This window comes from Alphaproteobacteria bacterium LSUCC0684 (assembly GCA_041228335.1).
In the GTDB taxonomy this organism is placed as follows: domain Bacteria; phylum Pseudomonadota; class Alphaproteobacteria; order Puniceispirillales; family UBA1172.
In genome coordinates, this window is record CP166130.1 from 1,306,247 (window position 1) to 1,331,529 (window position 25,283).

At 56.7% G+C, this 25,283-nt stretch carries 24 protein-coding genes; 7 read left to right on the forward strand and 17 right to left on the reverse strand.

What is annotated here, in order from left to right; all coding sequences use genetic code 11:
• The first annotated feature begins 21 nt into the window (after nucleotides 1-21).
• Genes ispD through AB8880_06160 form a run of 3 tightly spaced genes read left to right on the forward strand, consistent with a single transcriptional unit; the run spans nucleotide 22 to nucleotide 2,253 of the window.
• Nucleotides 22-1,254, forward strand: coding sequence for a 2-C-methyl-D-erythritol 4-phosphate cytidylyltransferase (gene ispD, locus AB8880_06150; GenBank protein ID XDZ66959.1), 1,233 nt, complete (start codon nucleotides 22-24; stop codon nucleotides 1,252-1,254).
• Nucleotides 1,247-1,729 carry a phosphatidylglycerophosphatase A gene (locus AB8880_06155; GenBank protein ID XDZ66960.1) on the forward strand — a complete coding sequence of 161 codons (483 nt, stop codon included), beginning with the start codon at nucleotides 1,247-1,249 and terminating at the stop codon, nucleotides 1,727-1,729. Before ispD ends, AB8880_06155 begins: the two co-directional genes overlap by 8 nt.
• Entirely contained in the window at nucleotides 1,726-2,253 is a 528-nt protein-coding gene (locus AB8880_06160) for a CinA family protein (GenBank protein XDZ66961.1), read from the forward strand. Before AB8880_06155 ends, AB8880_06160 begins: the two co-directional genes overlap by 4 nt.
• Here the strand turns inward: AB8880_06160 and AB8880_06165 are convergent.
• The 12 genes from AB8880_06165 to tpiA all read right to left on the reverse strand — a co-directional run bounded on the left by AB8880_06165 (nucleotide 2,223) and on the right by tpiA (nucleotide 14,304).
• Entirely contained in the window at nucleotides 2,223-2,675 is a 453-nt protein-coding gene (locus AB8880_06165) for a type II toxin-antitoxin system RatA family toxin (GenBank protein ID XDZ66962.1), read from the reverse strand. The two genes, AB8880_06160 and AB8880_06165, sit on opposite strands and share 31 nt — an antisense overlap.
• Nucleotides 2,672-3,667 carry a lipoyl synthase gene (gene lipA / locus AB8880_06170; protein XDZ66963.1) on the reverse strand — a complete coding sequence of 332 codons (996 nt, stop codon included), beginning with the start codon at nucleotides 3,665-3,667 and terminating at the stop codon, nucleotides 2,672-2,674. Before lipA ends, AB8880_06165 begins: the two co-directional genes overlap by 4 nt.
• A 28-nt stretch (nucleotides 3,668-3,695) precedes the next feature.
• The gene (gene lpdA / locus AB8880_06175) at nucleotides 3,696-5,096 is read right to left on the reverse strand and encodes a dihydrolipoyl dehydrogenase (protein XDZ66964.1); all 1,401 of its coding nucleotides are present in this window, start codon (nucleotides 5,094-5,096) and stop codon (nucleotides 3,696-3,698) included.
• An 11-nt stretch (nucleotides 5,097-5,107) separates the two neighbouring features.
• A complete protein-coding gene (locus AB8880_06180; GenBank protein XDZ66965.1) occupies nucleotides 5,108-6,373 on the reverse strand; it encodes a pyruvate dehydrogenase complex dihydrolipoamide acetyltransferase in 1,266 nt (421 codons plus the stop codon).
• Nucleotides 6,374-6,375: 2 nt separating this feature from the next.
• Complete coding sequence (locus AB8880_06185; GenBank protein XDZ66966.1) at nucleotides 6,376-7,758, reverse strand: pyruvate dehydrogenase complex E1 component subunit beta; 1,383 nt, start codon at nucleotides 7,756-7,758, stop codon at nucleotides 6,376-6,378.
• Nucleotides 7,755-8,816 carry a pyruvate dehydrogenase (acetyl-transferring) E1 component subunit alpha gene (gene pdhA, locus AB8880_06190; protein XDZ66967.1) on the reverse strand — a complete coding sequence of 354 codons (1,062 nt, stop codon included), beginning with the start codon at nucleotides 8,814-8,816 and terminating at the stop codon, nucleotides 7,755-7,757. The genes AB8880_06185 and pdhA overlap by 4 nt, the downstream gene beginning before the upstream one ends.
• A 107-nt stretch (nucleotides 8,817-8,923) precedes the next feature.
• Nucleotides 8,924-9,235, reverse strand: a complete 312-nt coding sequence (locus AB8880_06195) for a septum formation initiator family protein (protein XDZ66968.1) — start codon at nucleotides 9,233-9,235, stop codon at nucleotides 8,924-8,926.
• A 100-nt stretch (nucleotides 9,236-9,335) separates the two neighbouring features.
• Nucleotides 9,336-10,601 carry a phosphopyruvate hydratase gene (eno, locus tag AB8880_06200; GenBank protein XDZ66969.1) on the reverse strand — a complete coding sequence of 422 codons (1,266 nt, stop codon included), beginning with the start codon at nucleotides 10,599-10,601 and terminating at the stop codon, nucleotides 9,336-9,338.
• Nucleotides 10,602-10,619: 18 nt separating this feature from the next.
• Nucleotides 10,620-11,462: a 3-deoxy-8-phosphooctulonate synthase gene (gene kdsA, locus AB8880_06205; GenBank protein XDZ66970.1), complete on the reverse strand. Its 843-nt coding sequence runs from the start codon at nucleotides 11,460-11,462 to the stop codon at nucleotides 10,620-10,622.
• Nucleotides 11,463-11,493: 31 nt separating this feature from the next.
• Nucleotides 11,494-13,122, reverse strand: a complete 1,629-nt coding sequence (locus AB8880_06210; GenBank protein ID XDZ66971.1) for a CTP synthase — start codon at nucleotides 13,120-13,122, stop codon at nucleotides 11,494-11,496.
• A gap of 56 nt (nucleotides 13,123-13,178) precedes the next feature.
• Entirely contained in the window at nucleotides 13,179-13,499 is a 321-nt protein-coding gene (secG, locus tag AB8880_06215) for a preprotein translocase subunit SecG (protein ID XDZ66972.1), read from the reverse strand.
• Between the two features lie 61 nt (nucleotides 13,500-13,560).
• The gene (gene tpiA / locus AB8880_06220) at nucleotides 13,561-14,304 is read right to left on the reverse strand and encodes a triose-phosphate isomerase (GenBank protein XDZ66973.1); all 744 of its coding nucleotides are present in this window, start codon (nucleotides 14,302-14,304) and stop codon (nucleotides 13,561-13,563) included.
• 196 nt (nucleotides 14,305-14,500) lie between these two features.
• Between tpiA and AB8880_06225 the strand changes: the two genes are divergently transcribed.
• The 4 genes from AB8880_06225 to AB8880_06240 all read left to right on the forward strand — a co-directional run bounded on the left by AB8880_06225 (nucleotide 14,501) and on the right by AB8880_06240 (nucleotide 20,247).
• A complete protein-coding gene (locus AB8880_06225; protein XDZ66974.1) occupies nucleotides 14,501-16,372 on the forward strand; it encodes a peptidyl-prolyl cis-trans isomerase in 1,872 nt (623 codons plus the stop codon).
• Nucleotides 16,372-17,877 (forward strand): anthranilate synthase component I, encoded by a 1,506-nt coding sequence (gene trpE, locus AB8880_06230; GenBank protein XDZ66975.1) that lies wholly within the window; start codon nucleotides 16,372-16,374, stop codon nucleotides 17,875-17,877. The genes AB8880_06225 and trpE overlap by 1 nt, the downstream gene beginning before the upstream one ends.
• Nucleotides 17,878-18,016: 139 nt before the next feature.
• Entirely contained in the window at nucleotides 18,017-18,922 is a 906-nt protein-coding gene (locus AB8880_06235) for a hypothetical protein (protein XDZ66976.1), read from the forward strand.
• Nucleotides 18,922-20,247 (forward strand): hypothetical protein, encoded by a 1,326-nt coding sequence (locus AB8880_06240; protein ID XDZ66977.1) that lies wholly within the window; start codon nucleotides 18,922-18,924, stop codon nucleotides 20,245-20,247. The genes AB8880_06235 and AB8880_06240 overlap by 1 nt, the downstream gene beginning before the upstream one ends.
• A 4-nt stretch (nucleotides 20,248-20,251) precedes the next feature.
• On the opposite strand, the gene AB8880_06245 is transcribed toward AB8880_06240, so the two are convergent.
• From AB8880_06245 to AB8880_06265, 5 genes are all read right to left on the reverse strand, one after another.
• Nucleotides 20,252-21,214, reverse strand: a complete 963-nt coding sequence (locus tag AB8880_06245) for an ABC transporter ATP-binding protein (GenBank protein ID XDZ66978.1) — start codon at nucleotides 21,212-21,214, stop codon at nucleotides 20,252-20,254.
• Nucleotides 21,214-21,960, reverse strand: coding sequence for an ABC transporter ATP-binding protein (locus tag AB8880_06250; protein XDZ66979.1), 747 nt, complete (start codon nucleotides 21,958-21,960; stop codon nucleotides 21,214-21,216). Before AB8880_06250 ends, AB8880_06245 begins: the two co-directional genes overlap by 1 nt.
• Nucleotides 21,961-21,963: 3 nt before the next feature.
• Entirely contained in the window at nucleotides 21,964-22,896 is a 933-nt protein-coding gene (locus tag AB8880_06255) for a branched-chain amino acid ABC transporter permease (protein ID XDZ66980.1), read from the reverse strand.
• A 113-nt stretch (nucleotides 22,897-23,009) separates the two neighbouring features.
• Nucleotides 23,010-23,912: a branched-chain amino acid ABC transporter permease gene (locus tag AB8880_06260; GenBank protein ID XDZ66981.1), complete on the reverse strand. Its 903-nt coding sequence runs from the start codon at nucleotides 23,910-23,912 to the stop codon at nucleotides 23,010-23,012.
• A 113-nt stretch (nucleotides 23,913-24,025) separates the two neighbouring features.
• Nucleotides 24,026-25,252, reverse strand: a complete 1,227-nt coding sequence (locus AB8880_06265) for an amino acid ABC transporter substrate-binding protein (protein XDZ66982.1) — start codon at nucleotides 25,250-25,252, stop codon at nucleotides 24,026-24,028.
• Nucleotides 25,253-25,283: the final 31 nt, after the last annotated feature.

The window sequence follows — 25,283 nt, forward strand, 5'->3', positions numbered from 1 at the left end:
AAGACACGCTATAAAGACGGAATGAAAACACCACCTGTTCATGTTGTTCTGCTTTGCGCCGGGCGCAGCACCCGGCTTGGCGGAGAGGTTGCCAAACCCTGGCGGCATATCGGCGGCGCCATGGTCATGCGTCATGCGCTTGAGGCTTTCATGGCCCATCCCTCGATCTCAGGCGGCGTCGTTGTGGCCGCGGCGGACGCCATGGACGAAGCCCGCCGGCAAAGCAAGGGAAGCGGCTGGATCATTGCCGAAGGCGGGGCGGAACGGAGCGATTCCGTCCGAAACGGTCTTGAAGCGCTGGCAGGGATTGAACCTGCGCCGCAACATGTGCTGATCCATGATGCCGCCCGCCCCTTTGTTCCCGCATCGGTGATCACCAGCCTTCTGGACGAGTTGGAAAAAGGGGCCGTGGCGGCGGTTCCTGTCCTGCCGCCTGCCGACAGTCTCAAACGACTGGATGGAAATATCGTAACCGGCCGGGTGGACCGGGAGGGCATTGCCCGGGTCCAGACACCGCAAGCATTTGATTTCCCCCTTATTCTGGACCTGCATCGCCAAAACAGTGCCAGCATGACCGATGACAGCAGTCTTTTGGAAGATGCCGGAAAGACGGTGATCACGGTTGACGGTGACCCTATTCTGAACAAGATCACCACCGCACAGGACCTTGAGATGGCGGAACGCCTCGCCCTGACATGGCCCCGCCCCTATTCGCAATCAGCAGAGGACAGCACCCCCATGGCAGATACCCCCTTTCGTGAATTCCGCAGTGCCAGCGGGTTTGATGTGCACCGGTTCAGCGATGCCGCCGGGCCGATCATGCTGGGCGGGATCGCGCTTGATCATGATCGCGGCTTTGATGCCCATTCCGATGGGGATGTTGCGCTACACGCCCTCACCGATGCAATGTTCGGCCTTGTATCCGATGGTGATATCGGCACGCATTTCCCTCCTTCGGACCCGCAATGGAAAGATCAGGACAGCGCTGCCTTTCTCAAGGAAGCCAGGGCCCGGGTGGACAAGGCGGGCGGCGTTATCACCCTTGCCGATCTGACCATCATTGCCGAGGTGCCTAAAATCCTCCCCCATCGTGACGCGATACGGCGCCGGATTGCCGATATCCTCGATCTTTCCATGGACCGGATTTCCGTCAAGGCCACCACCTCCGAAGGTCTTGGCTTTACCGGTCGGCGCGAAGGTATCGCCGTGATGGCATCCGTCACCGCCCATTTCCCGGGGAAAGCCGATGGCTGACCGGATGCTTTTATGGATCGCGACGCTGGGGCCGGTCGGACACCTGCCCGCCCCCGGGACGGCAGGATCTTTTGTCGCGGTCCTGCTCGGGCTTGCCTGCATCAACGCCTTCAGCCTTGGCGGATTTGTGGCCGCGACGGCCCTTGTGGCGGTGATCGGCCTTTCGGCCGCCGGGGCGCATTACCGGCGCACCGGCCAGCATGACGCCGGGGCGGTGGTCATTGATGAAGTGGTGGGCCAGTGGCTGGCGATGATGGCCATTCCCCTTGCCCCGGATTTCTCCCTGCCCTATCTCGCGGCGGTTGCCTGCTCATTTCTGCTGTTTCGCCTTTTCGACATTCTGAAGCCAGGCCCGATCCGCCGGGCCGAATCCCTCCCCGGAGCGGCCGGGGTCATGGCCGATGATGTGCTGGCAGGCATCGCCGCCGGTGTTGTTGTTTTCATGGCTGCAAGCCTCTGGGAGATGATACCGTGATCCTTGCTGATCTGGCCTCTGCCGTGCTCGAAGCCGCCAAATCCCGGGATATTCTGCTCACGACAGCGGAATCCTGCACCGGCGGCATGGTCATCTCTGCCCTGACCGATATTGCCGGATCCTCGGCAGTGGTGGATCGCGGGTTCATCACCTATTCGAACGAGGCCAAATCCGCCATGCTCGGTGTTTCGCCCCAACTCATCACCACCCATGGCGCGGTCAGTATTGAGGTGGTGCGGGCCATGGCCGCGGGGGCACTAGAGCAGATTAAATCGGATAAAATCAGCCACAAGGGAAGGCTGGCGGTGGCAACCAGCGGCATTGCCGGCCCCGGGGGCGGCTCGAGGGATAAACCTGTCGGTCTTGTCTGGTTCGGGCTGGCGATGGAGATTGAAGACCGGCAGATACTCACGGCCGAAAAACAGATTTTCGATGGTGACCGCAAGGCAGTGCGCCAGGCAGCGACGCTCCACGCACTTCGGATGATGCGGGATCAGCTGGCGGCGGAATCCAGCCTCGGATAAAGCGCATCGGCGCGATCTTCGAACGCCCGCACCATTCGCCGTACCGCTTCCGAAAACAAGGTCTCAATCACGGATTGAAACAATCGGGACTGGAATTCAAAATCAACATAGAATTCAATCCGGCACCCTTCTTCATGGGAATGAAATGCCCAGGAGTTTTGCAGATACTTAAACGGACCTTCGGCATATTCAACTTTAATTTCAAGAGTTTTCGGATTGCAATCAACGTAAGAGGTGAACTTCTCACGATAAAATCTGAAACCGATAATCAGATCCGCGACAAGCCGGTGGGCGGATTTCTCCCGTATCCGGGCGGCCATGCACCAGGGCAGAAACTCCGGATACGATTTCACATCCGCGACAAGCGCGTAAAGATCTTCGGGGCGATGAGGGATGATGCGGGTTTCCTGATGAACGGTCATGTCGCACGAGGTGCCTTATGCCCCAGTTTTTCCATGCGGGCAGATTTAAGGGCGGCAAAATCTTCATCGGCGTGATAGGAGGATCGGGTCAGGGGTGTTGCCGAGATCAGAAGAAAGCCCTTGCTTTTTCCAAGCTGGCTCAGGCTCGCAAATTCATCCGGTGTCCAGAACCGGTCAAGCGGGTGATGTTTCGGGGTCGGTTGAAGATACTGGCCGATGGTCATGAAATCGATCTCCGCTGCGCGCATGTCATCCATGACCTGCACCACCTCTTCCCGTTCTTCGCCAAGCCCCACCATGATCCCGGATTTGGTGAAAATCGAGGGATCAAGCGCCTTGACATCATGGAGCAGGCGAAGCGAGGCGAAATACCGCGCCCCGGGGCGGACCGACGGATAAAGACGGGGGACGGTTTCAAGATTGTGGTTGAACACATCTGGTCTGGCCTCGACCACGAGCTCAAGCGCGCCGTCCTTTTTCAGGAAATCGGGGGTCAGGACTTCCACCGTTGTTCCGGGTGAGGCCGCGCGCACCGCCGCGATTGTGCGGGCGAAATGCCCGGCGCCGCCATCGGGCAGATCATCCCTGTCGACCGAGGTGATGACCACATGCGCAAGCGCAAGCCTCGCCACGGCGTCGGCCACCCTTTCCGGCTCTCCCTCATCAAGACGGTCCGGGCGTCCGGTTGCAACATTGCAGAAGGCGCAGGCCCTGGTGCAGACCGAGCCCAATATCATCATGGTTGCATGCTTTTTCTGCCAGCATTCGCCGATATTCGGGCAGGCAGCCTCTTCGCATACCGTCACCAACTGGTTGTCGCGGATGATGTTTCGGGTTTCAAGATACCCTTTGCTCACCGGTGCCTTGACGCGGAGCCATTCCGGACGGCGCGGCTGGGGCCTGTCTTCATTGCGTGCCTTTTCCGGATGCCGGGCCGCGCCCTTGAGCCCCTGGCCACGAAACTTGACGATATCTTCGGGTTGCGACGCCATGTAAAAATTTCCTCAGGATCTGATATCTCTAGAAATGGAGGGCCTTGCCGTAGGCGTCAAGTACGGATTCATGCATGGCTTCCGAAAGTGTCGGATGCGGGAAGACTGTCCCCATCAGTTCCGCCTCGGTGGTTTCAAGTTGACGGGCGATGGCATAGCCCTGGATCAGCTCGGTGACTTCAGGCCCGATCATATGCGCACCAAGCAGGGCGCCGGTACGGGCATCGAAAATGGTCTTGATCATGCCGTCGTCATCCCCGAGCGCGATGGCCTTGCCATTGGCCTTGAAGGGAAAGCGGCCAACCTTGATTTCATGACCGGCATCAAGCGCCGCCTGTTCGGTCAGCCCGACACTCGCCACCTGCGGGCGGCAATAGGTGCAGCCCGGGATATCCTCACGCCGGAGAGGATGGCCCGCCCCCATGCCGGCGATATGCTCGGCCGCAATGATCCCTTCGTGGCTGGCTTTATGGGCAAGCCATGGCGCGCCGGTCATATCACCGATGGCATAGATACCGGGCTCGCCGGTACGCATCGCCGCATCGGTGACAACATGGCCCCGGTCGAGTTCAACCGAAGTGCCTTCAAGTCCGAGTTCTTCGGTATTGGCAACAATACCGACGGCGAGAATAAGCCGTTCCGCCTTGAGGGTTTCGGTCTCGCCGCCCGTATCGATCACGGCGTCAACCCCGTCCGGCCCCGCTTTGACCGATTTGACGGATACGCCGGCCCTCAGATCAATGCCGCGGCGGGTGAAAATCTTGGCCGCCATGGCAGATATTTCCGCATCCTCGGCAGGAAGAATACGGTCAACGGCTTCAAGCACCGTCACGTCCGCGCCCATATCTTGATAGAAAGAGGCAAACTCGATCCCGATGGCGCCGGAGCCGACAACGATCAGGGATTTCGGCATCGTGCCCGGCGTCATGGCATCGCGGTAGGTGACGATTGCCTTGCCGTCCACCTCTATCCCCGGCAATTCCCGCGCGCGGGCGCCGGTGGCAAGGATGACGGCGCCGCCGATCACCACCTCACCTGTATCGAGCAGAATCTCACGGCCCTCTGCCCGCGCCTCACCAAGACGTGCCGAAGCTGCATATACCGTGACGGAGTTTTTCTTCATCAGATGCTTGACCCCGGCCGAAAGCCGCGCTGCCACTTTGCGTGATCTCTTGACCACGGCATCGATATCGGCGGTGACCGGGCCGACCTCAAGCCCGAAATCTTTGGCGTTCTCGATCAGGTGCTTGACCTCGGCTGTACGAAGCAAGGCCTTGGTGGGAATACATCCCCAGTTCAGGCAGATCCCCCCCATATTTTCACGTTCGATCACCGCAGCGCCGAGGCCGAGCTGGCTTGCCCGGATCGCGGCGACATAGCCGCCGGGGCCGCCGCCGATGACAACAACATCATAGCGTGGATTGGTCATGATCTTTTCCTTTATCCAAGTGCCAGAACCGGATTTTCGACAACCTGCTTGAACGCGGCGAGCCACCGGGCCCCGATCGCTCCGTCCACCACGCGATGATCACAGGAAAGCGTGGCGGTCATCATGGTGGCAATCTTTACTTCGCCATTGCGTGCAACCGGACGTTCTTCCCCTGCGCCAATCGCGAGGATAGCCCCTTGCGGCGGGTTGATCACGGCTGAAAAGGACGTGATCCCGTACATCCCGAGATTGGATATGGTGAACGAGCCGCCATTGAATTCCTCAGGCAGAAGTTTGCCCGCCCGGGCCCGGGTTGAAAGGTCAACCATCTCCCGCGAGATGGCATAGAGCCCTTTTTCTTCTGCCCTTGCCACAACCGGGGTCACCAGCCCGCCATCGACAGCCACCGCAACGGCGATATCGGCATGGGCATATAGCCGTGTATGAGTGCCTTCCCAGCTGGCGTTGGCGCCCGGCACCATTTTCAGGGCCACGGCCGCAGCCTTGATGATCATGTCATTGACCGAAACCTTTACCCCTTCGGGGGCATGGGCATTGAGCGCCTTGCGCGCCGCGAGCATGGCTTCGATTTCGATATCCATGTTGAGGTAGAAATGCGGCGCCTCAAGTTTCGACTGCTGAAGCCTTTCGGCAATGATCCGCCGCATCTGGCTGTTCTCGACAAGCGTCGATGCCTCGACCGGGGATGGAGCAGGCATGGCCAAAGCTGGCGCCGCGGGCATCGCCTCAATACCTGGTGAGGCCGTCATGCCTGCACCTGCCCCGTCGATATCCGCGCGGATAATCCTGCCATGGGGACCGGAGCCTTTGACAAGCGCAAGATCGATCCCGCGTTCCGCTGCAAGCCTGCGGGCTAGGGGACTTGCGAAGATCCGGCTCGATCCGTCTTTATCGCTCCCGGTTGCGGGGGCAGTTTCCGGATGTGCGGGCTTGCCGGATTGCGCGGCAGGTTCGGCCGGATCTGCTTTTTCCGGGGGCTGATCGGTGCTCTCCGCCTCGCCCCAGCGGCTTTCTTCACCTTCGGCAAGAATTTCGGCAATCGCGGCACCGACTTTGACGCCTTCCGTGCCTTCGGCAACCCCGATACGCGCAAGAACGCCGTCATCAAGCGCCTCGACTTCCATCACCGCCTTGTCGGTTTCTATTTCGGCAATAACGTCGCCGGAACGGACGGAATCCCCTTCCTTGACCAGCCATCTTGCCAGTTTGCCCTCGGTCATGGTCGGCGACAGCGCCGGCATGGTGATAATGGCCATGATCAGGACTCCTTCCCGCGATAACAGGCTTTCCGGGCGGCGCGGACTATATCCTCCACCTGCGGCAGCGCCAGTGCTTCGAGATTGGCGGCATAGGGCATGGGCACATCCTTGCCGGTCACCCGTTCCACCGGGGCATCGAGATAATCGAAGGCCTGTTCGTTCACCTGCGCGATCAGTTCCGCCCCGATCCCGGCAAACGGGAACCCTTCTTCGCAGGACACCATGCGGTTGGTCTTGCGGACCGACTGCATGATCGTTTCATGATCCAGCGGCCGGAGTGAGCGCAGGTCAATCACTTCCGCTTCAATCCCCTCACGAGCAAGAATTTCCGCCGCTTCAAGCGCCTTTCCCACCATGATGGAAAAAGCAGTGATCGTGATATCCGAGCCAGGCCGGACAATATTCGCCTTGCCGATGGGGATGAGCCAGTCCTTGTCATCCGGCACATCGAAACTCTGGCCGTAGAGAACCTCATTCTCAAGGAAGATCACCGGATTTGGATCCCTGATGGCTGATTTGAGCAGCCCCTTGGCATCCGACGCCGACCAGGGCGCAACAACCTTGAGCCCCGGGCAATGGGCATACCAGCTGGCGTAGCATTGCGAATGCTGGGCCGCCACCCGTGACGCGGCGCCGTTCGGCCCCCTGAAGACGATCGGGCATCCCATCTGGCCACCTGACATGTACAAGGTCTTGGCGGCGGAATTGATGATCTGGTCAATCGCCTGCATGGCGAAGTTGAAGGTCATGAATTCAATTACCGGACGCAGATCACCGAACGCCGCCCCGACACCAAGCCCGGCGAAACCCATTTCGGTGATCGGGGTGTCGACGACGCGGCGCGGGCCGAATTCATCCAGAAGACCCTGCGTGACCTTGTAGGCGCCCTGATACTGGCCCACCTCTTCGCCCATGACAAAGACACGTTCATCGTGGCGCATCTCTTCTGCCATGGCATCGCGCAACGCTTCCCGAACCGTCATGGAATGGCTGGCGCCGCTGGCAACCGGTTCAGCCGCCACGGCCGCAGCCTGAGGCTTTGGAGCCGGAGCGGATGAGGCTGCGGGCCCGGCCGTCACGGCTTCTTCTTTTGCGGCGGATTTTGCCGGTGGGGACGAAGGGGCGGTTTCCGCTGTCTCCCCCTCCCCCGTGATCATGGCGATGACCGTGCCGACGGCAACGCCTTCGGTTCCTTCTGCCACCGCGATGGAGGTAAGGATGCCGTCATCAAGCGCCTCGACTTCCATCACCGCCTTGTCGGTTTCAATTTCAGCGATGACGTCGCCGGAACGGACGGTATCGCCCTCGTTGACCAGCCATTTCGTCAGTTTGCCCTCGGTCATGGTCGGCGACAGCGCCGGCATGGTTACCTGACTGCTCATTCTGCGGCTCCTTCGATGAGAATATCGGTCCAGAGTTCGGCGGGATCCGGCTCAGGGCTCTTCATTGCAAAATCGGCGGATTCCGTCACCACCGCCTTCACCCTGGCGTCCATTTCCCGAAGTTTTTCATCGCTGACGCCGTTTCGGACAAGCCGTTCCTTGAGCTGGTCAAGAGGATCACGCTGCTTGCGCATGGCGTCCACTTCTTCCCGGGTGCGGTATTTGGCCGGGTCGCTCATGGAATGCCCGCGATAGCGGTAGGTCTGCATCTCGAGAATATAAGGCCCCTTGCCTTCACGGCAATGGGCAATGGCCTCAGCCCCGGCGGTGCGCACCGCCAGCACATCCATGCCGTCTACCTGCATCCCCGGAATCCCGTAGGCCTTGCCGCGATCCGCCAGCGCCCGGCCAGCTGCCGCACGCGCAACCGACGTGCCCATCCCGTACTGGTTGTTTTCAATGACAAAGATCACCGGCAACTGCCAAAGTGCGGCCATGTTGAAACTTTCATAGACCTGCCCCTGGTTGATCGCGCCATCGCCAAGATAGGTCATCGACACCGCGTCACTGCCACGATACCGGTGGGCGAAAGCAAGCCCGATCCCGATGGGCACCTGGGCACCGACAATTCCATGCCCGCCAAAGAAATTCTTCTCCCGGCTGAACATATGCATCGAGCCGCCCTTGCCGCGGGAATATCCGCCTGACCTGCCCGTGAGTTCGGCCATGACGCCGTTGGCATCCATGCCGCAGGCCAGCATATGACCATGATCACGATAGGAGGTGACCACCGTATCCTTCGGGTCCGCCACCGACTGCATGCCGACAACAACGGCTTCCTGCCCGATATAGAGATGACAGAAGCCGCCGATCTGCCCCATGCCATAGAGCTGACCTGCCTTTTCTTCAAACCGGCGGATCAGCAGCATCTGCTCATAAAGATGAAGAAGGGTTTTCTCATCAGGTTCCGGCAGTTGGGACGATTTTGCCGGTCGTCCCGGGTTGCGTTTGATCGCTTTTTTGGCGGTAGTTCTGGATGGTGAGGTTGAACGTGCCATGATCTGGCCTCCTGTAGCACAACACCACTACAGAATGCCTGAAAAGATATAATTTACAACCTTTTTTAATTTATTAAAAACAATAAGTTAAGGTATGTTAACTTAAACTAGTTAAACTCAATGACGATTTCATCGGGGGCATAAAGACCACCTTCTTTCCTGGCGAGCTCACCAAGAATATCCGCATCGATCTGATCCCGGGAGACGAGTTTGACCTTATGTTCAAGCCACGCACGTTCCGTCACGAGATCCGCCAGCCGCGCCCGGGCATCAACAATATCATGGTTAAGCTTGTCGATGGTCAGCACCCCGCGCTCATTGCCGAGCCCGAGCCCGTGTACCGTAAAATAACCTGCAATGAAAAAGGTCAGTACCCAGAAACCGAATACCCGAAGACGGGTAGAAGCTGCGCGCCCCATGAAAGCCTCCATAAACCTGCGAATCGTGTATTTGTAACGATTCGCAAGATTAAGTGAATCATAAGGCATGAGATGGGTCAAGTGCTTTCGCCAAATCCTCTTAACGGATCGCCCCGTGATATCGGGCGTTGCGACCGAGGGATTCCTCGATGCGCAGGAGCTGGTTGTATTTGGCCATCCGGTCCGAGCGCGACATGGAACCGGTCTTGATCTGCCCGGCATTGGTAGCAACAGCAAGATCAGCGATAAAACTGTCTTCGGTTTCCCCGGACCGGTGCGATATGACAACCCCGAAACCGGCATTCCCGGCCATGGCGATGGCATCAAGGGTTTCCGTCAGCGTGCCGATCTGGTTGACCTTGATCAGGATCGCGTTGCCTGCGTTTTCCGCAATACCCCGGGCGAGACGCTTCGGATTGGTGACGAAGAGATCATCCCCAACCAGCTGGACCACCTCCCCCATCTTCGCGGTCAGGTTGGTAAAACCAGCCCAGTCATCTTCATCGAGCGGGTCCTCGATCGACCGAATGGGATAGCGCGCCGCCAGATCCTGCCAGTAGGAAATCATTCCATCGGTATCAAGTTTTTTTCCTTCACCTGCCAGATGATAGGCGCCATCCTTGCAGAATTCGGTTGAGGCGGCATCAAGCGCAATGATGACATCATCCCCGGGCCTGCGTCCGGCCAGCTCGATGGCTTTCATGACATAATCAAGCGCTTCGGACGTGCTGCCGATCGCCGGGGCAAATCCGCCCTCATCCCCGACCGCCGTCGAGAGGCCCGCATCATGCAGAAGACCTTTGAGCGCGTGAAACACTTCCGCACCTGCGCGCAGAGCTTCGGTAAAGCTGGGCGCGCCAACAGGCATGATCATCACTTCCTGGATATCCAGCGCGTTGTCGGCATGGGCACCGCCGTTGAGAATGTTCATCATCGGCGTTGGCATCAGGTGAGCATGAACCCCGCCGATATAGCGCCAGAGCGGCTGGCCGGTCGAGATCGCCGCCGCCCTTGCAATAGCAAGGCTCGCCCCAAGGATTGCATTGGCCCCGAGACGTGCCTTGTTCTCCGTTCCGTCAAGCTCGATCATGTCCTGATCCAGCCCCTGCTGATCGGTGGCATCGCGCCCGGAAAGAATGGAAAAGATTTCGGTATTGACCGCTTCAACCGCCCCGGTGACGCCCTTGCCGTTATACGCGCTTCCGCCATCACGGCGCTCCACGGCCTCATACGCGCCTGTTGATGCACCGGAGGGAACGGCGGCACGACCGAGGGCACCATCACCCAGTTCCACCTCGACTTCCACCGTCGGATTGCCGCGGGAATCAAATATCTGCCTTGCCCTGACGTCTCTGATTGTTGCCATGATCTTCCCTCAACTCCTTCAGGGCTTGCCGCCCCCATGTTTAACCACCTGATCAAGCGCGACCAGCGATGAAAGAAGCGCCCTCATCTCATTGAGCGGCACCATATTCGGGCCATCGGATGGCGCTGTATCCGGATCCTGGTGGGTTTCGATGAAAAGCCCCGCCACACCGACCGCCACCGCCGCCCGCGCCAGCACCGGCACGAATTCGCGCTGTCCGCCGGAGGCGCCGCCAAGCCCGCCCGGCTGCTGGACCGAATGGGTGGCATCGAAAATCACCGGCCAGCCGGTTGCCGCCATGCGCGGCAGACTGCGCATATCCGAGACAAGCGTATTATAGCCGAAACTGGTGCCACGTTCCGTCAGCATGATATTGGTGTTGCCGGCATCTTCAACCTTGGCGGCGACATGATCCATGTCCCATGGGGCCAGAAACTGACCTTTCTTGATATTGACCGCGCGCCCGGTTTTTGCCGCCGCGATCAGAAGATCGGTCTGCCGACAGAGAAACGCCGGTATCTGGAGCACATCCACCACCGCACCGACTTCATCGCAGTGATCCGGCAGGTGAACATCGGTAAGAACAGGGACGGAAAGCGACGCGCGCACCGCTTCGAGTATCTTGAGCCCTTCTTCAAGGCCAACCCCGCGCCTTGATCTGATCGAGGTCCGGTTTGCCTTGTCAAATGAGGATTTGTAGATGAACCCGATCCCGAGATCAGCACAGATCTCCACCAGCGCCGAGGCCATGTCGAGCGCGTGGTCCCGGCTTTCGATGGAGCACGGACCGGCGATAAGCATGAGCGGAGAGGTGTTGCCGCAGACAACCGGGCCAATGGAAAGAGTCTTGTGTTGCGCCATGATTTGCCTGTTCAGGTTGATCTAGCAGGTTTCAGACGAGACGGGATCGATCCCTTGCCGCGCTGATGAACCCCCGGAAAATGGGATGCGGATCGAACGGCTTTGATTTTAACTCGGGATGAAACTGAACTCCAATGAAAAACGGATGATCCTTGCGCTCGACAATTTCAGGCAGCACCCCGTCCGGTGACAGGCCGCTGAAGCTCAGCCCCGTGGCTTCAAGCTGATCCCGATAATTGATGTTCACTTCATACCGGTGGCGGTGACGTTCCTGAATAGATGTCTTGCCGTAAAGCGACAGGGCAAGGGTATCCGCCCCCAGAACGCAGTCATAGGACCCGAGGCGCATCGTGCCGCCCAGATCATCATCCTGTCCCCGGGTTTCGCGTGCATTGCCGCGTGTCCATTCGGTCATCAGGCCGACAAGCGGCTCATCGGTCGGGCCGAATTCCGTTGAACTTGCCCCGGGAAGCCCGGCAAGATTGCGTGCCGCCTCAATCACGGCCATCTGCATCCCGAAGCAGATCCCGAGGAAAGGAAGGTTCTTTTCCCGGGCAAAGGTGATGGCCTTGATCTTGCCTTCTGATCCGCGCTCACCGAAACCACCCGGCACCAGAATTCCATCGGCATTTTCGAGCAAGTGGATTGGGTTTTCAGCGGTTTCGAGCAATTCGCTATCCACCCATTCGAGATTGACCTTGACCTTGTTGTGAAGGCCACCATGCACCAGCGCTTCGGCAAGGGACTTGTAGCTGTCCAGGAGGCTTGTGTATTTCCCCACCACCGCGATATTGACTTCGCCTTCGGGGTTCTGCATCCGATCGGCGATATGCTGCCAGACGCTGAGATCCGGCGCGTTCAGCGGCAGATCAAAATGCCGGCAGATCTCCATATCAAGACCTTCCTTGTGGTACATCAGCGGCACATGATAGATGCTTTCGGCATCACAGCCATTGATGACCGCTTCTGGCCTGACATTACAGAAAAGTGCGATTTTCTCACGCTGTTCGCGGGGAATTTCCTGCTGCGTCCGACAAAGAAGGATATCAGGCTGGATACCGACGGATTGCAGCTCCTTGACCGAATGCTGGGTCGGTTTGGTCTTCAACTCACCTGCAACGGCAATATAAGGAAGCAACGTCACATGCAGAAAACATGTCTTGCCCCGGCCCAACTCATTGCCAAGCTGGCGGATCGCCTCCAGAAACGGCAGGGATTCAATATCCCCCACCGTTCCCCCAATCTCACAGAGGACAAAATCCTCCTCCTCGACATCGGCAAGAACGAATTCCTTGATGGCGTTGGTAACATGCGGGATGACCTGTATCGTCGCCCCGAGATAATCCCCTCGCCTTTCCCGGGCCAGCACGTCGGAATAGATCTTCCCCGTTGTCACATTATCTGTCTTGCGGGCATGGACGCCGGTAAATCTCTCGTAATGGCCGAGATCGAGATCCGTTTCCGCGCCGTCATCCGTCACAAAGACTTCGCCATGCTGGGTCGGCGACATGGTGCCCGGGTCAACATTGAGATATGGGTCAAGTTTGCGGAGACGAACCTTGTATCCGCGTGCCTGAAGCAGGGATCCGAGAGCTGCGGATGCCAGCCCCTTTCCTAGAGAGGAAACCACACCGCCGGTAATAAAAACAAAACGAGGCATGGACGTATCCTATATCAGAGGATAAGGCAAACGGGGAGACTTAATTTTAAGTTTTTTTACTGATCTGTCGGAACGCTTGGTACAGCAGGGATTGCAGGCACTGATGAATTCTCCTGAATGACCTCATCAATAACTGAAGGGGCGTTGCGGTCGACACCGGAAAGAATCGCCAGCACGATCGATGTTACAAAGAAACATGCCGCCAGAATAGCTGTCAGGCGCGTCATCATGTTTGCCGTCCCGCGCGCCGTCATGAAGCCGCCACCCTGGCCGCCGCCGCCGATGCCAAGCCCGCCGCCTTCGCTGCGCTGAAGCAACACAACGGCAACAAGCGAAACAGCAATGATGATATGAATGGTCAGCATGATCGTCATCATGATGGAAACTCCTGTAATCTCGGGCGGTTATAGCCAATCCACCGCGTCAATGCCAGTAAAATCAGCGGCCCTCTGCCGCCCGGGCGATTGCAATGAAATCCGCTGCTTTCAGGCTGGCCCCGCCAACCAGCGCCCCGCCCACCTCCGGCAGGCTGAAAATATCAGCGGCATTGTCCGGCTTGACCGAGCCGCCGTAAAGTATCGGCACATCCCGGTATTCCGATGAGACAGAACAGAGCACCGCGCGGATATGCGCGTGCATGAGTTCGATATCCCCGGGGCTGGCGACCTTGCCGGTGCCGATAGCCCATACAGGTTCATAAGCGACAGCAACGGAAGATGCCGCCACCCCTTCGGGAAGCGAAGAGATGACCTGGGTTTCAACCACGTCATTGGCGGCACCGCTTTCCCTTTCTGCAAGGGTTTCGCCGACACAGATCATGGCCTTGAGGCCGCAAGAGACCGCCTGACCTGCCTTTGCTGCCACATCCGCGCTCGTCTCGCCGTGATCAGCCCGCCTTTCGGAATGACCGGTGAGCACCCAGCTGCATCCCGCCTCCACCAGCATCGGGGCGGCTATATCTCCTGTATGCGCGCCGGAAAGGCTGGCGTGGCAGTCCTGCCCGCCAACAGCGATCTGACCTGAATAATTTGCCGCAACGACAGTATCAATCAGCACCGCAGGCGGGAAGACGATCATGTTTACCTGCTTTGCCGCCTCGCGCTGATACGCCGCCAGATCCGCCATCAGCCCTGCGCTGTCCTGACGGTTCATGTTCATTTTCCAGTTGCCTGCAATTATCATGACTGCCCTCATTGCCTTTATGTTTATTTGTCTATCAAAAAAACCGGCAGAAAACCACCCGCGGATGGAAGGGGGCAGAAGATGAAACAAAACATGCATTCAGTCTCCCTTGCGCGTGACTTGACGCGCCAGCCATGCTAGGTAGGTTTTACGAAGAATATCTCTATCAATTCCAGGAAAGACAACGGGTCACTCCATGCTCAATTCTCTTCGCACCGGCGCCAAATCTCTTCCCATGCGTATTTTTCTCATCACCCTTGCCGTTGGCTTTGCCATGTGGGGTATTGGTGATGTGTTCCGGGCTGTTTCAACAAGCGACAGCGCGATCCGCATCGGCGATGTCAATGTCACCCCGCTCAAGGTTGCCGAAGAATTCGATCGCTCCCGCCGGACCTATTTTCCCGGTGCAAACAACAGCGAAGCCATCGCCTCGGGGCTGCTCAACAATATCGTCTCCGAAATGGCCCGCCGCGCCCTTTTCGTGGCCGAAGGTGAGCGTATCGGTCTTGCCGTCACCCGCAAGATGCAGAAAGATACCCTCGGGCGTGAAACGGCTTTCCTCGACGATGCCGGGCAGTTCAGCGTCATCCGATTTCAGGATGCGCTCAGCCGGGCCGGCCTGACCGAAACCCGGTATCTTGAATATATCAATGACGCGCTGATGCGGGATCAGGTCCTGACGGCACTGAATATCGGGATTGTCTACCCTGCTTCGATTTCGGAAGAGCTGGCCCGCTGGCGGCTTGAGCATCGTGTCGTTGCGGTCGGCAATATTCCGGTTGATATCGACGCCGTTCCGGCGCCGGGCGAGGCGGAGCTCAATGCCTGGTATGCGGAAAACAGTTCAGGCTTTGACAGCCCTGATCTCAGATATGTAACCGCGGCCGTCCTGTCGCCGGATGTGCTGATGGAAAAGGTGACCCTTTCGGATGCGAGCCTCAACGACGCGTATGAAAGCCGGATTGATACCTACCGCTCCCCGGAAGAACGCAAACTCCGCCAGATGATCTTTACCGATGCCGGTGATGCTGACACCGCCCGCTCACGGCTTGATGGCGGCGAAGAATTCACGGCGATCGCCAAAGACATGCTAAGCCTTGACGGGGATGATACAGACCTCGGCACCCTCAGCCGTGATGATCTCACCGAAGAACTGGCCGAGGCGGCCTTTTCCGCAAGCGAAGGCCAGTGGGCCGGGCCGGTCAAGACCGCCCTTGGCCATCATCTCATTCTCGTGGAAAGCGTCACGCCTGCAACGGTGCTTTCGCTCGATGATGTCCGCGCGGAGCTTGAAGATGAACTCAAGCGTGAACAAGCCACCGATCTTGTCTATCAGCGTGTTGCCAGCCTTGAAGATGCCCTGGCAAGCGGCGCCACCATCGAGGAAGCGGCAAAATCCTCGGATGCGGAACTTGTCATCATCGCCGGCATGGACCGCAACGGCCGCGATATAGACGGCAATACCCTAGATGGGATTGCCGGTGACACGCTTTTCCGCCAGTCGGTCTGGACGGCGGAGCCGGGACAGGACGGGCTGGTTGAAGAAGCCAATGCAGATACATTCTTTGTCCTGCGTCTTGATCGTGAAGAAGAAAAGCGTCCACGTGATCTGGCCGAAGTCCGTATCCGGGCCATCGAAGCGATGCGCCTTGAAACCGCGATCCGCAACGCCCGCGAGAAAGCCGAGATGATTTCAAGCGCAACCGACCCGAAGGAGGCGGCAAGAAAGGCTGGAATATCCCTTGAAACCAGCACGCCGATGCGCCGCGACGGGGTCGGTTTCGATAATGCCGATGCCCGGCTCATCGCCAATGAGGCCTTTACCCTTGAGGTTGACGAAACCAGCTATATCGAAACCGGCAGGGCGGCGATTGTCATCATGGTGGAGGCTGTCACCCCGGCCGATGAAGATGCGGTTCGCGCCGAAACCGAGCGGTTCCAGGCAAATCTTGGTGAATCTGTGGCCCAGGGGGTCGAGTTCACCCTTGCCAATGGCCTTAACGGTATTCATGACATTGACGTGAATATCACCAGCGTCCAGCAGCTTCTTCTCGGGTCAGGAAACTGATGCAGGTTACCCCCAGCCGTGATCAGATACACCATGTGCTGAGCGATACCAGCCACGGGACCATCATGTTCACCCAGCTGGTGGCTGACCTTGAGACACCTGTCTCGGCCATGATAAAGCTTGGCGCAGATCAGCCCTATTCCTGTCTTCTGGAATCGGTGGAGGGCGGCAATGTCCGGGGCAGGTTTTCGGTCATTGCGCTTGACCCGGACCTGATCTGGACATGCGATGAAACCAGCGCCCACCGGCTCACCCCCGATGGTGAGAAGATGGGTTCAACTTCTGATGATCCTTTTGCCTCCCTGAGGGAGCTGATCGAGGAATCTTCCCTTGATATACCGGCAAATCTGCCGCCCATGTCGGCCGGGCTTTTCGGCTATTTCGGGTATGAGATGATCCAGTTCATGGAACGTATCCCCATCAGCAATCCCGATACGATCAACGCCCCCAATGCCATGCTGATGCGGCCACAGATCGTGGTGATTTTTGACCGCCTCAAGGATGAAATGACGATCTGCACCCCCATCCGCAAGACTGAAACCGGATCAGCGGAAGACAGCTGGGACAGAGCCTATGAGCGGCTTTCTTCAACGGTTGAGGCGCTGAACACGCCGCTCAACCAGGAAGAGAAAATTGAGACCACCGGTCCTCTGCCGGAATATACCTCTAATGTGGAAAAGCCCACCTTCCTTGGTATGGTGAAAAAAGCGGTCGAATACATCAAGGCTGGTGATATCTTTCAGGTCGTGCTTTCGCAGCGGTTTTCCGTTCCCTTCACCCTGCCGCCAATCAGCCTTTATCGCGCGCTCAGACGGCTCAATCCTTCGCCTTTCCTCATCCTTTTCAACATGAAGGATATGTCGCTCGTCGGATCAAGCCCGGAAATTCTGGTCCGTCTCCGTGATGGCAAGGTCACGATACGTCCCATCGCCGGCACGCGCCCGCGCGGGAAAACCCCGGAAGAGGACGCAAATCACGCATCCGATCTCATTGCCGATATCAAGGAACGCGCGGAACACCTGATGCTTCTTGATCTCGGCCGCAACGACACAGGCAGGGTCTCCAAACCCGGAACGGTAAGGCTGGTGGACAGTTTCACCATCGAGCGCTACAGCCATGTGATGCATATCGCCTCCGAAGTCGAAGGGGAGATCAGGGACGATATGGATGTTGTTGATGCGCTGAAAGCTGGGTTTCCCGCTGGCACCGTTTCCGGTGCTCCCAAGATCAGGGCCATGGAAATCATTGATGAACTTGAGCCATGCCGTCGCGGCCCCTACGGTGGTGCGGCCGGATATATTTCCGCCGATGGTGATATGGATACCTGCATTGTACTGCGGACGGCCATTCTGAAAGACGGGATGATGCACGCCCAGGCAGGCGCCGGCATTGTCTATGACAGCAAGCCTGACATGGAATTCGAGGAAACCGTCAACAAGGCGATGGCACTTATCCGCGCCGCCGCCGAAGCAACTAACATGCATCGGGAAACGTCGAACAACTGATCGGTGGCGACACGCCCTCCCCTATCCGGCAACAGGCCAGAAAGTAATTCACTTTCAATTCAAGATAAAGGATGACCGCAAGCTGAAATTGGTTGTATCCTTTCATAAGTTTCACTTTTTGGTCTTGGATATCTCCGTCATGCTGGAAACCTGGGTGTTCGTTACAATCATAGCGGCGGTGGCCCAGACGTTCCGCAGCGCCATCCAGAAACGGATGAAACCGGTGATCGGTGACAGCGGGGCAAGCTATATCCGGTTTTCCTATGCCGTGCCTTTTGCCTGGATCTGGGTGCTTGGATATCAATCCTATACCGGCCTTGCCTTGCCAGTACCTGATGCCGGGTTCTGGTTCTGGGTTGTGCTGGCAAGCCTGATGCAGGTGCTTTTTACCGTCCTGCTGATCCGTCTTTTCTCCCACCGCACCTTCGCTGCGGGTACGGCGTTTTCCAAAACCGAAGTCCTGCAGGCGGCAATCTATGAAGCGTTGATCCTTGGGGTTGTGGTATCTGTTCTGACCGGAACAGCCATTATCCTCGGCGCGGTTGCCGTGGTGATGCTCTCGCTTGCCAAGGCGGATTTCCGTGAAAAGGGGCTTATTGCCACCCTTCTTTCAACACAGACGCTGATCGGCCTTGCCAGCGGGTCCTTCCTCGGGTTGTCGACGGTATTCTTCAAGGCAGCGGTGCTGGAACTCGACGGCGGGGACTGGCTCCTCAATGCCGGATTCACCGGTGCGATGGCGGTGGTGGTTCAGACACTCGGGATGGGTATCTGGATGTTTGTCTCCTCACGTCATGAGCTTGTTGCAAGTTTTCGTCACTGGAAGCAATCCTTCGGGGCGGGTTTCTTTGGTGCGGTTGCAACCGCCGCCTGGTTCACCGCCTTCACCCTTCATGCGGTTGCGCCGGTTCGTGCCGTCGGGCAGATCGAGCTCTTGATCACCATTGGCGTGTCGCTGTTCTATTTCAAGGAAACAGTTAGCCGGATCGAGTTGCTGGCCATACTGATGCTGGCCATTTCCATTATCATGGTATTGCTTGGGTAATGATGGAAAAACTGAAGATATTCCGGTTCTGGCTGCTGCTCCTTGCCTGGCTTTCGGCGGTGCTTCAGATCGTGCTTGGCCGGTATTTTGAGCCTATCTCCGTCATCGGGGTGACGATCTTCACCGTCTATATCGTGCTGACCCTCCCCTACCTGAAAAGAGACAGCCTGATCATCATCAGTTTTCTTCTGCTGCTCGGCGTGTTGATCATCCCCTCGATGCCTGATCATGAGACACTTCTAGGGGCCGGACGATTCATGCTGATCTTCGCGGGGCTCGTGCCCACCATGGCGCTGGTCAAACATACCGCCATGACCATGCCGTCGGTGCGCAAGACACAAGAAGCCCTGGGGGAATTACCGCCGGAAGCCTCGGCCGCAGGATTGCAGCTGGCCGGTCATGCCTTTGGCGGCGTCATCAATACAGGCACCTTTGCCATGCTTTCCGCCGCGCTGCCTGAAAACAGCAGCCTTCAGCGCCGCAAGACCGCCGCCCTCGCCGCCCTCCGGGGGATGAATTCCTCGGCGGTCTGGTCGCCGTTTTTTGTGGCTTTCGCGATTGGCCAGAGTTTCATCGATGCCCATTCATCCTGGGTTGCGATAGGGTATGGGGTGCTGATTTCCTTCTTGTTTACACTCTCTTGTCTGTTTGCGTTCACGCCCGGGCTCAATCTCTCCATCCTGCGATCTTCGCTGATCTGCCTCAAGCCCGTTTCACTCAGGCTTCTGGTGGTGCTGGTATCGGTTCTTGGCGGGGCGCTCATCTTCAAACTGACGGCTCTTTCCGCCGTGGTTTCCGTGATGCCCCTGCTTATCCTCATCCAGTTCCTGCGTCACCCCGGCAATGTATCATCGATACTCGCGAAGACGACCACATCACTCAAATCCACGGCGGATGATATTGTGGTCATTTCATCGGCAATGCTGCTCGGCTATCTTGTGACACGCACCGGCGGGGTTGCATTGATCCTAGAGCATTTCAGCACCAGTGCCTCACCTGCATGGGTGGCGCTGATCACGACGCCGGTTGTCATGATGCTGGCTTCGGTTATCGGCATTCATCCGGTAATTTCCAGCACCATTCTCTTGTCTATTTTCAGCGGCAGTGGATCCGATGCCGATCCGGCGCTGCTGATGCAGTCGCATCTTATCGGCTGGGCGGCGGGGACCATGAGTTCGGTTGCTTCTCTTTCGGTCATCACCTGCACGACACTTTATGAGGTATCGTCGCGCGAGCTTGCCATGGGCGCCAATCTGACCGCCGCATTCGGGCTCGCATTTGGCGGTGGCGTGGTGCTCACGCTCATCAATCTGATCATTGGATAAAGCGTCAGCCGCCGAGGAACAGCCGCCCGACTTCCGGGTTGTTCAGGAGGTCATTGCCAATATCAGCGATAGCGGTTTCCCCAGATACCAGCACATAGCCTATATCGGCAAATTCCAGCCCTTTTTTGGCGTTCTGCTCAACCATGATGATGGTCTTGCCATCTTTGCGCTGCAGATCGTCAAGAATTTCGAACACCATGTCGATAAAGCGCGGCTCAAGCCCGATAGAAGGCTCATCCACCAGAAGAACATTCGGCTCCATGACCAGCGCACGCGAGATTTCAAGAAGACGCCGCTCCCCTCCTGAAAGAACGCCGGCAGGCTTGTCGCGACGTTCGGCAAGGCGGCTGTATTTATCAAACACCATTTCTGCTGCGGCCTTCGCTTCGGCCGGCTTGTTCTTGAGGAAACCGCCCATCAGCAGGTTTTCTTCAACCGTCATGCCCGGGAAGACCGATTTATCCTGCAGGATATAGGCAATGCCGGCCTGCGCCAGTTTCTGCGACGGCGAGAGATTGGTCACATTCTTGCCATCGACCACGATACTGCCGGAGAAGATATTGGTAAAACCAAAGATCGAGTGCAGAACCGTTGATTTTCCCGCGCCGTTCGGGCCGATCAGGCAGAGAGACTGGCCCCGGCCGATCTTGAGGGTGAAATCATGCAGGATCTGCATCTTGCCATACCCGGCACAGAGTTTGTCTATGGTCATATAGACATCGTTGCCGGTGAGCGCTTCAAGCTCGGCAATGGTGGGGGCATTGACCGCGATACTGGCCGCTTCCTTCGCCACCTGGTCAACGGACATGACCACATCAACCTTGCCCATACCATAGCCGCTGGTGGGCTTGCTTGTGCCAGCCTTCTTTGATTTTTTAGCTGCCTTTTTGGCCGCAGGGCGTGACTTGGCCTTGGCGGCAGCTTTCCTGGATGATTTCTTGGCGGCTTTTTTCTTTGCTTCAGCCATCAATGGCCTCCCAGATACGCATCGATAACACGTTGATCATTCTGCAGGTCTTCCGGCTTGCCATCGGCAAGCATGTGACCATTCGACAGACAGTAGATATGTTCAGCAAGGTTCATGATCACCCGCATGTTGTGTTCAATCACACAAAGGGTGATCCCCAGCTCCTCGTTCGCCCGTTTGAGACGGTCAATAAGACCGTTGATCAGGGTCGGGTTGATCCCGGCTGTTGGCTCATCAAGCAGCAGCACTTTCGGCTCGTTCATCAATGCCATCGCAAATTCAAGCAGTTTCTGCTGGCCGAAGGAAAGATCGCCTGAAATAAGGTTCCGTTTCGAATAGAGGCCGACAAACTCAAGCAGGTTTTCGGCACGTTCCAGAATTTCCCCCTTGCGGCTGGCGAAAATCCCGTCACGGGCATCTTTCCGGTGAGATACCGAGATTTGCATATTGTCCACGCAATTCATCTCAGAATAAATGCGTGTCTGCTGAAAGGTACGAAGCAACCCAAGCCTGGCGATAGGCCCGACGCGGAGTTTCGATATTTCCCTGCCATCGAAACTGATTGACCCTTCATCAATCGGGTGATAGCCGACAATCGAATTGAACAAGGTGGATTTACCGCATCCGTTCGGGCCGATGATACCGGTGATCGATCCTTCCTTGACCGTCATCGAAATATCGACATTCGCCCTGACCCCGCCAAAGGATTTCGAAACATTCCTGACTTCAATAATATCGCGGGCCATGGCTCAACCTCCCTTGATGTCTTCGCGTGAAGATGTATCGACGGTTATGCCGAACATTTCAGGGAATTTCGTCTGCAACCATCCCATGATGCCCTGCTGAAAATAGACGATATTGACAATCAGAAGCAAGCCAAGGGCGATCCACTGGAAGCCAAGAAGAAGGGTCCATGCCGTATCCTTGATCACATGGAAGATGATGGCACCAAGAACCGGCCCCCAGAGAGTCCCCTTCCCGCCCAGCAACGCCGATGCAACCATGAAGATACCAAAGGTAGGAATAGGATAGGCAACTTCCTTGTCGATAAATCCGATCATATTACCGACAACGGCACCAATGCAGCCCATAAAGAAAGCCGCAATCGCCCAGCCGATTCGCTTATAGGCAAGGGTGGGAATACCCATGGCCTCGGCTTTATCCTCGTCATCACGGATGGCGTTGATCGCCAGCCCGAACTGCGTTGAATAGAGCCAGCGAAGAAGGAAATGCGCGGCAATCGCGAAGGCAAAGCAAATTATGTAAAAGAAGGTTGATCTGAACTCAATATCACCGGGAAACAACGGCATCTGAATGCCAGATGGGCCACCGACATAGTCGATGGTTATGGTTATTTCCGCAGCCGCAATGGCAAGACCAAGCGAGCCGATGGCGAAATACGGTCCACGCAGGCCGAACATGAAGGAACTGAACACGAGTGAAAGCAAAAGCCCGACAAGACCTGCGGCCAGAATTCCAAGTGACAGACCCCAAAAATATTCAGCATCGGTGAATTCCGGCTTAATCGACCCCATTGCCGAAGTATATTCGCCGACACCACCTTCATAGAAGAAAGAAATCTGCACAATCGCCGAGACATACATACCCACCCCGAAGAAGGTAATGTTGCCAAGCGAATTATACCCCATCTGGCCGCCGAGCGTATCCCAGGTCGAGGCCATCAGAACCATAACCCACAAAAAAGCAATGGATAGCGTGTAGGCCGGGAAAAGGATTGGACCCAAAACGCCTAAAACCGCCAGCGATCCGTAGATTGTAAGTGAATGTTTTTCTTTCATCGTACCACCTGCCTGTTACGGCGCATCGTAATTTGTCTCCACATAAGTACCGAAAGCAGCACACCTACAGGGGCGGCATATTCGAGGGCGGATTCAAAAAAGCCACAATATTTTGTAAAGAGTCCAATACCAAAGGCCGATACGATGACCCCCGGCAGATTGCCAAGGCCTGCCGCCGTGACAATGGCGAATGACCCCATGGAATAGGTGATGCCATAGAAAGGCTGGATCACAAAGATGATGGAGACAAGTACGCCCGCCGCCCCGCATAATGCCGAATTAAAGGCAAAGGTAAAAGCGTAGACCCGGTCGGTGTTTATCCCAAGGACGCGCGCCGCACGCGGGTCCTGTGCTGTCGCTCTGATGGACTGACCCATCCGGGAACGCTTCATGAAAAGCACCACGCAAAAAGCGATGATCCCCGCCAGCCCAAGGGCAAGCAATTTGGATGACGGGACCGTCACCATGCTATCGAACGCTTCAAAGACAGGAAGCTGCATGTCAATTGTCTGCACCTCCGGCCCAAAAAACAGGTTGATCACCTGCTGCATCACCAGCGACAGGCCGAAGGTGGCCAGAAGAGAAACAAACATATCCTGATCAAGAATACGCTTGATCATCAGCAAATAAATCACCCAGCCATAAACAAACATGATGATCATGATGATTGGCAGAATGATCAAAAGCGGGATGTTGTACATATTCATCGCAAAGGCCAGATACCCCCCGAGGATAACGAAATCACCCTGAGCCAGATTCTTGATATTCATCACGCCCCAGACAAGCGCCAGGCCATATGCGCTCAAGGCAAAGATAGCTCCGATGAACACGCCTTCCAAAATGAGCTGAATATTGACGACCGGCGCCCATACCAACAACAACTGCAGATCATCCCACATGATTTCCTCTTTTCGAGTTACAAGGGCTTTCTAAATAAAATTGAAAAACATTTGGTTTAAGAAATGAGAGGGGAAAGCTTTAGGCTTTCCCCTCATATACCATTGCAACAGATTTAGTAGTCAATGTTCCGCGGGAAGATCATATCGCCGAACTTCTCGACAAGCTTGTATGAGCCATCAGCCTGAATTTGACGCATGAACATTGGCTTGGCAATGTTATTGCCAGCCTCGGAGAACTTGATGTTACCATAGAAGGTTTCCATCTCGACCGCCGAAATGGCGTCACGCACCTTGTCCTTGTCAAAGCTGTTGGCTGCCTCGAATGCTTCCTTGAAAACAATCACCGCTGCCGAGGCCTGAGCTGACTGATAAGGCACCTCAGTCGGGTAAAACTCACCATAATCGGCTTTGAAACCCTCATTCCATTGTGCTGCTGTACCGAAGTACTTGTCAGACTTGGAAAGTGTTTCAACCCATTGGGTCGGGCAAAGCAGACCGGTGGCCGTCTTCGGAAACTTTTCCTGAACCTTGGCTGCCTCGCAGTGTGTCAGGGCAACGATCGGAACATTTACCTTCATCTCGTCAAGCTGACGGACTGCGGTAGCCGCACCTTTGGAGTGGCCAGATACGATCAGCATATCAGGCTTCAGTGCCTTGACCTTGGTAAGGGTCGTGGACATATCGGAAAGATCAGCCGGAAGCTGATCATCTACGATCACCTGCATGCCGTATTCAGCAAGTTTCTCAAGAACACCAATACGAATATCGGCGGTGAAGGGGTCCCCCTCAAAAGCGACCGCGACGCGCAGTTTTGTTGGATCGTCGGTGCTGGCTGCTGCCATTTCGATTGCTGCCGGCAGATAGAGGTCAGTCGTCGACAGGACGCCAAACAGATACCGATACCCTTGGGTAAAGAGCGAGCGCGATGCACCTTCGGCTTCGACCATCGGAACCCCGAACTTTTCAGAGACCGGTGCAATCGCCTTGGTCAGACCGGATGAATACGGCCCGAGCATGTATTCCACGCCATCCTGCTGGATCAGACGTTCGGCAAGCTGGGCGCCACGAGCAGGTGTTGATTCATCATCGTAGTATTTCACCGCAAGTTTATACGACTTGCCGCCAACGTTGACACCACCCTTTTCGTTGATCACCTTCACCGCGTAATCATAGCCGCGCTGCGTATGCAGGCCGTTCGTAGCATATTTGCCGGTCAGCGAAATGGCTGAACCCAGGATAATGGTATCCCCTTCCACCTTGGCAAGAGCCGAACCAGAAAATGCAAGCGATGCTGCAATAGCAGCGCCGGCCACCATTGTTTTGATCGTAGAATGTTTCATTATATCCTCCAGTTGATTTAGTAAAAGATTA

Excerpts from the sequence above, each read along its gene's own strand:
- AB8880_06250 (XDZ66979.1), bottom strand. The coding sequence starts at position 21,960 with ATGGCCCGCGATATTATTGAAGTCAGGAATGTTTCGAAATCCTTTGGC.
- AB8880_06260 (XDZ66981.1), bottom strand. The coding sequence starts at position 23,912 with ATGTGGGATGATCTGCAGTTGTTGTTGGTATGGGCGCCGGTCGTCAAT.
- AB8880_06255 (XDZ66980.1), bottom strand. The coding sequence starts at position 22,896 with ATGGCCTCGACCTGGGATACGCTCGGCGGCCAGATGGGGTATAATTCG.
- trpE (XDZ66975.1), top strand. The coding sequence starts at position 16,372 with ATGCAGGTTACCCCCAGCCGTGATCAGATACACCATGTGCTGAGCGAT.
- secG (XDZ66972.1), bottom strand. The coding sequence starts at position 13,499 with ATGATGACGATCATGCTGACCATTCATATCATCATTGCTGTTTCGCTT.
- lpdA (XDZ66964.1), bottom strand. The coding sequence starts at position 5,096 with ATGACCAATCCACGCTATGATGTTGTTGTCATCGGCGGCGGCCCCGGC.
- AB8880_06245 (XDZ66978.1), bottom strand. The coding sequence starts at position 21,214 with ATGGCTGAAGCAAAGAAAAAAGCCGCCAAGAAATCATCCAGGAAAGCT.
- AB8880_06165 (XDZ66962.1), bottom strand. The coding sequence starts at position 2,675 with ATGACCGTTCATCAGGAAACCCGCATCATCCCTCATCGCCCCGAAGAT.
- AB8880_06225 (XDZ66974.1), top strand. The coding sequence starts at position 14,501 with ATGCTCAATTCTCTTCGCACCGGCGCCAAATCTCTTCCCATGCGTATT.
- AB8880_06185 (XDZ66966.1), bottom strand. The coding sequence starts at position 7,758 with ATGAGCAGTCAGGTAACCATGCCGGCGCTGTCGCCGACCATGACCGAG.
- AB8880_06210 (XDZ66971.1), bottom strand. The coding sequence starts at position 13,122 with ATGCCTCGTTTTGTTTTTATTACCGGCGGTGTGGTTTCCTCTCTAGGA.
- ispD (XDZ66959.1), top strand. The coding sequence starts at position 22 with ATGAAAACACCACCTGTTCATGTTGTTCTGCTTTGCGCCGGGCGCAGC.
- AB8880_06235 (XDZ66976.1), top strand. The coding sequence starts at position 18,017 with ATGCTGGAAACCTGGGTGTTCGTTACAATCATAGCGGCGGTGGCCCAG.
- AB8880_06155 (XDZ66960.1), top strand. The coding sequence starts at position 1,247 with ATGGCTGACCGGATGCTTTTATGGATCGCGACGCTGGGGCCGGTCGGA.
- pdhA (XDZ66967.1), bottom strand. The coding sequence starts at position 8,816 with ATGGCACGTTCAACCTCACCATCCAGAACTACCGCCAAAAAAGCGATC.
- AB8880_06180 (XDZ66965.1), bottom strand. The coding sequence starts at position 6,373 with ATGGCCATTATCACCATGCCGGCGCTGTCGCCGACCATGACCGAGGGC.
- AB8880_06240 (XDZ66977.1), top strand. The coding sequence starts at position 18,922 with ATGATGGAAAAACTGAAGATATTCCGGTTCTGGCTGCTGCTCCTTGCC.
- AB8880_06195 (XDZ66968.1), bottom strand. The coding sequence starts at position 9,235 with ATGGGGCGCGCAGCTTCTACCCGTCTTCGGGTATTCGGTTTCTGGGTA.
- kdsA (XDZ66970.1), bottom strand. The coding sequence starts at position 11,462 with ATGGCGCAACACAAGACTCTTTCCATTGGCCCGGTTGTCTGCGGCAAC.
- lipA (XDZ66963.1), bottom strand. The coding sequence starts at position 3,667 with ATGGCGTCGCAACCCGAAGATATCGTCAAGTTTCGTGGCCAGGGGCTC.
- AB8880_06265 (XDZ66982.1), bottom strand. The coding sequence starts at position 25,252 with ATGAAACATTCTACGATCAAAACAATGGTGGCCGGCGCTGCTATTGCA.
- eno (XDZ66969.1), bottom strand. The coding sequence starts at position 10,601 with ATGGCAACAATCAGAGACGTCAGGGCAAGGCAGATATTTGATTCCCGC.
- tpiA (XDZ66973.1), bottom strand. The coding sequence starts at position 14,304 with ATGATAATTGCAGGCAACTGGAAAATGAACATGAACCGTCAGGACAGC.